13 protein-coding genes are annotated in these 10,524 nt (G+C 37.8%); 10 read left to right on the forward strand and 3 right to left on the reverse strand.

What is annotated here, in order from left to right:
• Positions 1-61 precede the first annotated feature (61 nt).
• From ACKI4K_RS09745 to ACKI4K_RS09760, 4 genes are all read left to right on the forward strand, one after another.
• A complete protein-coding gene (locus ACKI4K_RS09745; RefSeq protein WP_407424644.1) occupies positions 62-460 on the forward strand; it encodes a translation initiation factor IF-5A in 399 nt (132 codons plus the stop codon).
• 34 nt (positions 461-494) lie between these two features.
• Entirely contained in the window at positions 495-1,361 is an 867-nt protein-coding gene (speB, locus tag ACKI4K_RS09750; protein ID WP_407424646.1) for an agmatinase, read from the forward strand.
• Between the two features lie 102 nt (positions 1,362-1,463).
• Positions 1,464-1,709, forward strand: coding sequence for a hypothetical protein (locus ACKI4K_RS09755; protein ID WP_407424648.1), 246 nt, complete (start codon positions 1,464-1,466; stop codon positions 1,707-1,709).
• Positions 1,657-2,802 carry an NCS2 family permease gene (locus tag ACKI4K_RS09760; protein ID WP_407424650.1) on the forward strand — a complete coding sequence of 382 codons (1,146 nt, stop codon included), beginning with the start codon at positions 1,657-1,659 and terminating at the stop codon, positions 2,800-2,802. The genes ACKI4K_RS09755 and ACKI4K_RS09760 overlap by 53 nt, the downstream gene beginning before the upstream one ends.
• Positions 2,803-2,842: 40 nt before the next feature.
• Here ACKI4K_RS09760 and ACKI4K_RS09765 read toward each other — a convergent pair whose 3' ends face one another.
• Positions 2,843-3,121 carry an ArsR/SmtB family transcription factor gene (locus ACKI4K_RS09765; RefSeq protein ID WP_407424652.1) on the reverse strand — a complete coding sequence of 93 codons (279 nt, stop codon included), beginning with the start codon at positions 3,119-3,121 and terminating at the stop codon, positions 2,843-2,845.
• 117 nt (positions 3,122-3,238) lie between these two features.
• Here ACKI4K_RS09765 and ACKI4K_RS09770 point away from each other — a divergent pair, with 117 nt between their 5' ends.
• The 5 genes from ACKI4K_RS09770 (at position 3,239) to ade (ending at position 7,681) form a co-directional block, all read left to right on the forward strand.
• The gene (locus ACKI4K_RS09770) at positions 3,239-3,706 is read left to right on the forward strand and encodes a hypothetical protein (RefSeq protein WP_407424654.1); all 468 of its coding nucleotides are present in this window, start codon (positions 3,239-3,241) and stop codon (positions 3,704-3,706) included.
• A gap of 38 nt (positions 3,707-3,744) precedes the next feature.
• Complete coding sequence (locus ACKI4K_RS09775) at positions 3,745-4,212, forward strand: hypothetical protein (RefSeq protein WP_407424655.1); 468 nt, start codon at positions 3,745-3,747, stop codon at positions 4,210-4,212.
• Between the two features lie 8 nt (positions 4,213-4,220).
• A complete protein-coding gene (locus ACKI4K_RS09780; RefSeq protein WP_407424657.1) occupies positions 4,221-4,523 on the forward strand; it encodes a hypothetical protein in 303 nt (100 codons plus the stop codon).
• Positions 4,524-4,743: 220 nt separating this feature from the next.
• Positions 4,744-5,964 carry a TIGR00300 family protein gene (locus tag ACKI4K_RS09785; protein ID WP_407424659.1) on the forward strand — a complete coding sequence of 407 codons (1,221 nt, stop codon included), beginning with the start codon at positions 4,744-4,746 and terminating at the stop codon, positions 5,962-5,964.
• Between the two features lies 1 nt (position 5,965).
• Positions 5,966-7,681: an adenine deaminase gene (gene ade / locus ACKI4K_RS09790; RefSeq protein WP_407424661.1), complete on the forward strand. Its 1,716-nt coding sequence runs from the start codon at positions 5,966-5,968 to the stop codon at positions 7,679-7,681.
• On the opposite strand, the gene ACKI4K_RS09795 is transcribed toward ade, so the two are convergent.
• A complete protein-coding gene (locus ACKI4K_RS09795) occupies positions 7,678-8,313 on the reverse strand; it encodes a DUF447 domain-containing protein (RefSeq protein ID WP_407424663.1) in 636 nt (211 codons plus the stop codon). The genes ade and ACKI4K_RS09795 overlap by 4 nt on opposite strands.
• 84 nt (positions 8,314-8,397) lie before the next feature.
• Between ACKI4K_RS09795 and ACKI4K_RS09800 the strand changes: the two genes are divergently transcribed.
• A complete protein-coding gene (locus ACKI4K_RS09800) occupies positions 8,398-9,408 on the forward strand; it encodes an SIS domain-containing protein (protein WP_407424665.1) in 1,011 nt (336 codons plus the stop codon).
• Between the two features lie 65 nt (positions 9,409-9,473).
• Here ACKI4K_RS09800 and ACKI4K_RS09805 read toward each other — a convergent pair whose 3' ends face one another.
• Positions 9,474-10,088 (reverse strand): Hsp20 family protein, encoded by a 615-nt coding sequence (locus ACKI4K_RS09805; protein WP_407424667.1) that lies wholly within the window; start codon positions 10,086-10,088, stop codon positions 9,474-9,476.
• Positions 10,089-10,524 lie beyond the last annotated feature (436 nt).

Raw genomic sequence — 10,524 nt, forward strand, 5'->3', positions numbered from 1 at the left:
TTTGGACATGTGTGATATTATTTAATCATAAAAACAGAAATATATTTCGAGGGAATTTTTTATGGCAACAAAAGTAGTTGAAATTAAAACTTTAAAACAAGGAAAATACTTAGTATTAGGTGGAGAAGCTTCAAAAATTACCAGCATTTCAACATCATCTCCTGGTAAACACGGTGCAGCAAAAGCACGTATTGAAGCAGTAGGAATTTTTGATAACCAAAAAAGAAGTCTTGTAAAACCTGTAGACAACAAGGTAGATATTCCTATCATTGACAAAAGACTAGGCCAAGTTATCTCTATCCAAGGTGACAATGTACAGATAATGGATATGGAAAACTACGATACCATTGACCTGCCAATGCCTGAAGACTTGAAAGATGACATCGTTGAAGGTATTGAAGTGGAATACATTGTTGCTTTAGGAAACATGAAAATAATGAGAACTAGAGGATCTGCTTAAGTTCTCTTCTTATTTTCCTTTTTTTAGATAAATTATGCTTTTCAATACATACGAACCATGGAAATTCGCATTTTCTGCGGAAAATGAAAATATCAAAGAAAATTCATATGGGATAATCGGAGTTCCCTTTGACAGCACTACTTCTTATCACTCCGGCGCACGTTTAGGGCCAATTGTTGTAAGAGAGGCATCATTTGGTTTTGAAAAATACAATACTGTTTTTAATAAAGATTTAACCGCCACCTTTTACGATTTCGGGGATGTCAATGTGGTTCCGGGAAACTGTGAAAGGACATGCAGGATTGTTGAGGACACAGTCAACGAACTTTTGAACCTGAACCTGAAGCCCATCATAATCGGCGGAGAGCATTCAGCATCAATAGGTGCCATCAAGGCCTTGAAGGAAAGGCATGGTAAACTGACCGTAATACACTTGGATGCCCACAGGGACCTTGCTTTCGAGTTCATCGGCGAGAAGTACTCCCATGCAACCGTAATGAGAAGGGCTCATGAGACAGGCGCAGACCTTGTCCAGATTGGAATCAGGTCATCCTCTTTGGAAGAGGAGGAATTCATAAAATCAACATACAATATTCAGACATTCAAAAACAGGGATGTAATCAAGCATATGGATGCAATCGAGTATTATCTGGTAAACATCGACGGACCCATTTACATCTCAATAGACATGGATGTCATGAATCCTGCCATCGCGCCGAATGTTGGAAATCCGACCCCCGGAGGATTGTTTGTATATGATGTTGAAACAATCCTTGAAACGTTGTGCCGCAAGAATGTTGTGGGACTCGATGTTGTCGAAACCGCAAGCAACAAGCTCGGAGACAACACTGCGGTCGTGGCCGCGAAAATCATCTATGATTTTTTGACTCTCATAGAATAGCTTTACTTTTTTTCAATAGGAATGTCATTTCGATAGTCTTATAATCTTATTTTTACATAAATACCTGCATAGGAATTATCATGTTTTTCTATGAGGTGTTATATGTTGGACAATTTCTTCAAATTTAAGGAAAATGGGACTGATTTCAAAACTGAAATCATCGCAGGTATCACCACATTCCTGGCCATGGCCTACATTTTGGGGGTAAACCCGACAATGCTGGCGGATGGGGGAATGCCTGTCACCGGAGTATTTTTTTGCAACGGCAATTGCATCTGGTATCGCTTGCATAATCATGGGGCTGGTTGCCAAGTATCCGCTCGGACTGGCTCCAGGCATGGGACTTAACGCATTATTTACATATACTATCATACTGGAAATGGGAAACACTTGGGAAACCGCACTTTCGGCGGTATTTGTCGCATCTGTACTGTTTTTAATCATCACACTCTCAGGTTTAAGGGAAGCTATTTTAAATATCATTCCTGTAGACCTGAAGTTGGGTATCGGTGCGGGTATCGGTTTTTTCCTGGCGTTTCTGGGACTTAAGGGTGCAGGAATTATTGTGGCTGATCCCTCAACCCTTGTTGCAATGGGCAATCTACTTTCAGCCCCCGCCCTTTTGGCATTGATTGGAATTCTGATAACATTGATTTTCCATGTTCAAAAGGTGCCTGCAGCAGTGTTCTTCGGCATGGTGATGACTGCAATAATAGGTGTCGTATTCACTTTCCTTGGATTCGGAACCGGAGATGCGATGATGCCGGCAATTCCTTCTCAATGGATATCATTCAGTTTCGACTTCAGTCTCTTTGGAGGATTCCTGCGGGGATTCGGGCAGCTGTTCTCGAACATACCGAACCTGATTATGATGGTGTTCTCGCTGTTGTTCGTCACATTCTTCGATACAACAGGAACCTTGATATCATTGGGCAGGCAATGCGGATTCATCGATGAGGATGGCCAGGCTGTCGGAATCGAAAAGGCATTCTTAAGCGATGCAGTAGGTGGAATAATCGGTTCTGTCTGCGGTACAAGTACCGTAACTGCTTTTGTGGAAAGTGCAACAGGTATCGGTTTGGGCGCCAAAACAGGTTTGGCCGCTGTCGTAACAGGAATGCTCTTCATTCTTTCAATATTTTTCGCTCCAGTCGTATTGTCATTGTTCACTTCTTCAGTGACTGCCGCCGCTTTGATGATTGTGGGTGTTTTGATGATGGCCCAACTGAAGGATGTGCACTGGGACGATGTCGTGGTTACATCATCAGTCTTCATGACAATCATCATGATGATTCTGGCATACTCAATTTCCCTTGGTATTGCATGGGGATTTTTGACCTATGCCGTTGGAACAATCGCTACAGGCAAATTCAAGGAAATGAGCTGGGGAATATACGTACTTGTAATAATATTTGGATTATACCTGTTCTTCGGACTTTAAGCCCGCTTCTGTGGGTTTAACTTTTTCTTTTTTTTTAAAATTAGTCTTTGTAATCTTTTTCTACCTTGTCAAGATAATATTTGCCCTTGTCGGTGATGCTGTAGAATCTGTATCTTTTGTCCTCTTCGTTAAGACATTCCACCAGCTCCGCTTCTTTCAATGTCTTCAGATATTTTGATACATGATTGCTGTTGTCGTCAATATCCTTGCTGATTTTTGAAGGAATCTTGTCTTCCTTTTCCAGAGATTTCAGAACTTTGATTCTTTTTTTGGAACGTGCCAGTAAGGATATGATGCTCATATCATCTTTCTTGCTCATGATTTTGAATTTAGACTTTAGCTATTTAATAGATATCTATATGATATTAGCATGCTAATAGCAATGTTTATATTATGTGTCTAACATAATTATGTATACAAATTATGGGGGATTTCTATGAATGGAAAAATTTTAACTTTGTTGATAGTGTTGATTGCAGCTGTTTCAATGGCAAGTGTATGTGCAGCCGAATTAACAAAAGAAAACGACTTTGACGGATTATTCAAGATGAAAATTGCTGAAAATGAAACATTTAATGTTACAGATAATGGGAATAATTTTTCTTCTTTATTGCAATCAAGGATATCCTATAAAAATGATAATGAAAGTATATTCGTATTTTATTATGAAAATGAGCTTGCTGATGCAATATTATATGCATCGCAGGGTAATATAACTAACTTCGATAAGGATGGGGATTTAGGAATTATTAATGCCACAGAACAAATGATTAAGTTATGCGATGGAAAAGTTACTGTTCTTGCAGCTAAAAATCCTACTTATGAAAAAAGGACTGTTTTTGTTGGAGGAACTAATGAAACATTAGTAAAAGAATATGCAAATACAATAGAATTTACTAAGTAAATTATATTTCTCTACTTTCTTTTTTTTAAGGTGTTTATATGAAAATTGGCGATTTTGAGTTGAGTTTAAAGCAGATTCTCATTATTGTTATTGCTTTAATAGTCATCATTGGAATTTTTTCATGGGTTTTCAGTAGTAATGATGTAAGTGTTTATGGTGTTAATTTCCATATTCCCAATGGATATAATGAAATAGAGCAACAACCACTCACTAAGGGAGTGGGTGAATCATTCAGTTATTCTAATAAGGAATATCATGAGGATATCTACATTACAGTTAAGGATACTAATGCAAGCGATATCAGTCAAATAAAATTTAATTATCCTTCAGTTAAAACAAATGCTGTGATTGGCGGAAAAGAGGGAATTTTAGCAATGACCGGTACGGGAGTGAGAAATCACTTTTTATATATTGAAAATGGAAAATTAATTCATATTGATGTGCCTTTTACAGACCCTCAAAATAATTTGCATGATGAAGATGTGATAGCTGAAATAATTAAGTAGGTGATAAAATGGTTGATGAAATAGTTAACAATATTGAGTTTAAACCAATTATCATTGGTGTTTTGGTGTCTGTTATTCTGATTTTAGTGTTCCCTATGGGTATTTTGCATTGTTTTTGGGTAATTGTGGGATCAGCGATTTCAAGTTTCCTAACTTGTAATCCAACTAAGTATGCACTTGTTTATGGTGCAATTATAGGTTTAATAAGTAGTTTTTTCATGCTGACTGTATTCACAATACCATTATACATTATTTTAGGTTTATTTGGTGCATTTGTTGGTAAAGTAATACAAACAAAATTAACTGGCTGATGTTTAAGTTGTAGATGATATTTTCATTACAACTTATTTTATATTCTCATTAATAGGGTTAATAATCTTAAAAAAAGAATTAGTCATGTAATAAAGTTACATTTAATGAAAGTGCTGTTAATTATTTTTCATTTTTTCTCTTTTTCCCAACTATAACAATATCATTAAATATCACCATGACCAAAATTATTATATTAACTAAAAAATGGAGCAAATTGTTATGGAAAAAAGAAATATAGAACTTTCTGGCCATATTATAGACTCATTGATTTTAACCAGAACAATGGGAATCATTATGGACAAGGGGGGAGAATTTAACATATTAGATATTGAAGTTGGACGAAAAAAATCCGATACAAGTTGGGCTAAGATTGAAGTTTCAGCGGATTCTCCCGAATTGTTAGATTCTATCTTGGATGAATTGTCCGTGCTCGGTGCATCAATCGATGATATTAAGGAAGTGAATCTTGTTGCATCCGAAAAGGATAAAGTTGCTCCTGAAGGTTTTTATTCTTCATCCAATCACGTTACCCATATTTACTATGATGGGGACTGGATACCTGTCGAGGACATTGAAATGGACTGTCTGGTAGTTGTTGATGAGGAAAACAAGAGGGCTCGTGTAAAGCCTATTGCAGACATCAAGGCAGGCGACAAGATCGTTGTCGGCCTTGACGGGGTTAAGGTCACACCGCCTAACAGGTCCAGGGACGAACAGCAGGTGTTCGAATTCATGAACAGTGACGTGTCATCCGAAAAGCCGCTGATGAATATCATCAACGGCATCGCAGAGGAAATGAAGGAAATCAAGGCCAAAGGCGGAAAGATAGGTATAGTCGGCGGTCCGGCAATCGTTCACACAGGTTCCGGCAAATACCTGGCGGCTCTGGTTCGCGAAGGATACATTGATGTGATCATGGCTGGAAACGCTCTGGCCACCCATGACATGGAATCAAACATATTCGGCACTTCATTGGGTATTGAAGTGGAAACCGGTAAAATCGTGGCTCACGGCCATACCCACCATATGAGAACCATCAACAATATAAACCGATCAGGCTCCATTAGGGAAGCTGTCGAGGATGGCACATTGACCGGCGGAATTATGTATGAGTGCATCAAAAACGATGTTCCATATGTACTGGCGGGTTCCATTCGTGATGACGGGCCTCTTCCTGATGTGATTACCGACACTGTCGAATCCCAGAAGGAAATGAGGAAATACGCACAGGAATTGGATATGGTGATCATGATAGCCACCATGCTGCACTCCATTGCAACAGGCAATATGCTTCCTTCCCGTGTAAAAACAATCTGTGTTGACATCAACCCTTCAACTGTTACCAAACTGTCTGACAGGGGAAGCGCACAGGTAATAGGCATTGTAACCGACATCGGTTCATTCCTACCACTTCTTTATCAGGCATTGATGGAGGATTAGAATGGCATTCACTGCTTATATCTATGATGTGGTGCTGGGTTCATTCCGTCCGGTAAGAATCGAAATAAGAAACGGACTATTTGCAAAAATCACTCCCATCACAGTTACTGAGCATACTCAGATTGATGTCAAGGGTTTGATACTTCCCGGATTCATTGATTCCCACATTCATATTGAAAGCAGCATGATTACTCCTGCGCAATTTGCAAAAATTGCAGTGCGCCACGGAACCACTTCCGTTGTCTGCGACCCTCATGAAATAGCTAACGTGATGGGAATCGAAGGCATTGAGATGATGATTGAAAATGCAAGCAAGGTTCCATTCAACTTTTATTTTTCAGCCCCTTCATGTGTACCGGCCACCCCATTTGAAACTTCAGGTGCAGTCATTGATTCAAAAGGCATAGAATATCTTCTAAAAAAGGATGAAATTGTCGCATTAGGTGAAATGATGAATTTTCCCGGCGTCATAAACGGCGATGAGGAAGTCCTTAGAAAACTTGAGCTGGCAAGAAAGTATGAAAAGCCCATCGATGGGCATGCCCCTCTGCTTTCCCATGAAGATTTGAATAAATACCTTGAACAGGGTATAAGCACAGACCATGAATGCAGCAATATTATGGAAGCTCTCGAGAAAAAGGTTAAAGGTATGAAAATTATGGTACGTGACGGGTCATCTGCCATGGATATGGAGGGTCTTTTCAATATAGATGATCTTGAGTTTCCTGAGGGTAATCCTTTTTGTTCAACTAGTCTTTTCAAGGCCATATTTGAAGGAAAAATATACAATCCTCTGTTCGATTTTATAGTCAGTGATGACAAGCATCCGAATGATTTGATCAAGGGTCATCTGAATCTGTCAATTAAAAAGGCTGTGTCTTTGGGAATTGACATCTTAAAGGCCATCAGCATGGTGACGGTCAATCCTGCATATCACTATGGCCTGAACTGCGGAGTCATAGTTGAAGGTGCGCAGGCGGATTTCATTATTGTCGACAACATATTGGACTGCAATGTGCTTAAAACATATATTGCCGGCGAATGTGTCTTCGACGGTGAAAACGTTCTGTTCGATGTTCCCGAAATCGAAGACTTCAATTCAATGAATGTCTCCAAAAAGTCTGCGGATGATTTTGACATACATTATGACGGCGATGAATGCGAGGTCAATGTTATCGAGTGCTTTGACGGCGAGCTGCTTACCAAATGGTCCACTGCTAAGCTTTATGTTAAGGACGGCATTGTCCAGCCGGATATTTTCCAGGATGTCCTGAAGATTGCTGTCGTTGAACGCTATGGCGGCAATGCTGTTGCCAATGCATTCATCAAGGGATTCAATCTTAAGAAAGGAGCTATCGCTTCATCAGTTGCCCATGACTCCCATAACATAATTGCCGTTGGCTATAACTCAGAGATGATGGCGCAAGCTGTAAACATGGTCATTGAGAATAAGGGAGGAATTGCCGTTGTAAGCGAAGACTTTGCAGATTCCCTTCCGCTTCCGATTGCAGGACTCATGAGCAATGAGGATGCCTATGATGTGGCTCACAAATTGGGAATTCTGCATAATATGGCCAAGGCTCTAGGCTGTGAACTCACATCCCCGTTCATGACAATGGCGTTCATGGCGTTATTGGTGATTCCGTCCTTGAAAATCTCAGATAAGGGTTTGTTTGATGGCGATAGCTTCGAGTTTGTTGATGTCATAAGGAATTAGGGTTCATACCCCTTTTTCATCAATTCTTTTTTTATTTCATCCATTGCTTTTTTATCGGCTTCGTAACCAACTTTCTTTACAATGCGGTTGCATTCCCTGAATCTGTCTAAATAGTACTCTTTTTGAGCCTCGCCGACAAGGTCGAAACGGGAATAGTTGGATAATGTTTCTATAACACAACCAAAACTTCTGTTGAATGCTTTGGTCGGATTTATGATTGTCAGTTCAGTAACTTTTGATTTAATGACAATAGCTTCGCCTTTCTTTTTAATCGGATCGCTTTGCTTTACAGCTTCCTTTAGGCTGATTACTTCACATCTGAAATAGGCATCTGCACATTTTAGGCTGTTGTTCTCATTGAAATAATCTTCAGGCAAGTTTCCTAATGTCGATAGTGTAAATATTTCCGGGTCATGTGTAATGTTGACAACGAACTCCCTTTGGGAGATAATGTTTTCCAATGTATGGCTTCCTTTGAAAATGCGATTCAATATTTTATCTTTTCCAGAACAAAGCACTCCAATTGGGGCGGCATTTTGAATATCATGAGCATCATTGGTGGTGATTATTGTTTCATATTGTTTTCCCTTTTCCATTCCAATTAAAGTTAAATCAATTTCCATAGCTATCATTATTTTCAATTCTTTTTAAAAACACTTTTATATATGTTTTAACAACATATTAATATTGCTAATTAATTTTATAGGGGTTATCTTATGAAATATAAAATGTATGATGAAATGATGGAACAACCTGATTCACTTAGAAGGACTTTTGAAAGTGAATTTTCAAAAATGGATGAGGTTTCCCGATTAATCTCTGATGTTGATAAAGTTTATTTGATTGGTTGCGGCAGTTCTATTTCAACTTGTTACAGCGTTAGGGATGCAATAAGAATGTCTTCAACCAACATTAACATTGAAGTTTACACAGGTTATGAATTTTATTACAATAAAAAGTTACAGGAAGGCGAAAATGCCATAGCAATTTTCACTTCCCAATCCGGTGAAACGTCCGATACCCTGACTTCACTCAGAAGAGCTAATGAAGCTGGTATTCCGACGGTTTCCATTTCAAATGAACCGGACAGTTCAATGACAAAAGAGGCCAAAACAGCTATTGTAACTCGTGGAGAGACTGAAACTGCAATTTTGGGAACTAAAACCTATATCACCCAACTCGCCTGTCTTTATCAAATCTTATTTAAGGCATCCGATTATGAAAATAAAACCGAGCTTTTGGCCCAATTGGCCGAGATGCCTAAACTGATTGAAAAGCTATTGCTTATGACTGAAGACGAAAACAGGGAGTTGGCTGAAAAATACAAGGGAGAAGATATCTTCTACTGCCTGGGCAGTGGTCCCAACTTCGGTCTTGCTTACAAATTGGCCATGACAATGCTCATGGAGGGGGCTATCAAGCATGCCTGTCCGGAATACTCTGCCGAGTTTAGGCACGGTTTAATTGAACGTGCTGAAAAGGATGTTCCGGTCATATTTTTAAAATCTGATTTTGCTTCGGATGAAATAACTCAAAAGGCCATTGATTTTTGTGAAAACCTTGAAGCGAAATCAATCATCTATAATCTTTATGACTATGCTGATGTGGATAAATTGCTGTCCCCATTTGTTCTTGTAATTCCATTGGAATGGTTCATTTACTATTTGGCACACTTCAATGGTGAAGATCCGGGTGCAACAAGACACATTGGAAAAGTAAGATATTAATGTAGTTTAACTGCATTAAACTATTTTTTTTTAATTTAAAAAAAGAGATAAAGAATGTAGAATGTTTATTCTACATTGACTTTGTGTTTTGGTATGATTAATTTTGGAATGCTAATTATAACGGTTCCGTTATTGAATTTGGCAGTGATATTTTCAATATCGAGGCTATTTGTGAATCTGATGGTTTTTACACATTTGCCGGATTTTAATGATGAGGAGATTACTTCAGCACTTTCATCTTCTTCAAATTCTTCGATGTATGCTTTGAAGCAGGCTTCGATAGTAATGTCATTGTCTCCAGCTTCTATGCAAATGTCTTCTTTTTCAATACCCGGAACAGCAACTTTGATGTAGTAAACATCTTCGGTTTCGATTAGATCAGCATCTAAACTTTGTACGGTTGCCTTTTTGTAATCGTTATATTTTTGGTCCGCACTTTTTTGCATGTTTCTAAGGTTTTCTTTTAATTCCTCAATGGTCATGTTTAATTCATTGATAAAATTGTCAGCGATATTTTTGCCTTTTTCTTTTGTTTCATCAAATTTTTCTTTTGTTTCCTCGAATTTTTCTCTGGTTTCACTGGTTTCTTCTTCGGATTCGTCTATAGTTTCATCAATTTTTTCTTCGGATTCTTCTTTTTTGTCAGAAATTTTGGTTTCAATAGTTTCGCTATCTACCATAATTTTCACGCTCCTTTTTTTGATGAATTATATGGATGTATTTTATTTACTTTTTGTTAGTATATAAAGGTTTCGATTAAATTTACTGAAAGTAACTAAAAAGTAAATTTTTTTAATCTTTTGTTTTTCATATTTAGGGTGCTTTATTTTTATGAATTCCTAAATTATTTCATTGATGTTGTAAATAATGGTTCTTGAATAGTTGAAATTAGATTATATTTGTTTTGATTGGTTGTTTGATGTTTGGTGATAAGTTAGGTTTTTCATATTTTCTTTTTTAAAATTTCTTTAAAATAGGCGACTATAAAATTTTGTGAATATTAATATTTGGCAAGTACATAATTTTTTGAATTTAAACTTTAGGTAAGCATTTGTTTTCACTAGGATTGAATATCAATTATCATGTTTTCAATCGTGTTTGAATATTTTATTGGGA

The sequence above is a fragment of the Methanobrevibacter sp. genome, assembly GCF_045644645.1.
GTDB lineage: Archaea > Methanobacteriota > Methanobacteria > Methanobacteriales > Methanobacteriaceae > Methanocatella.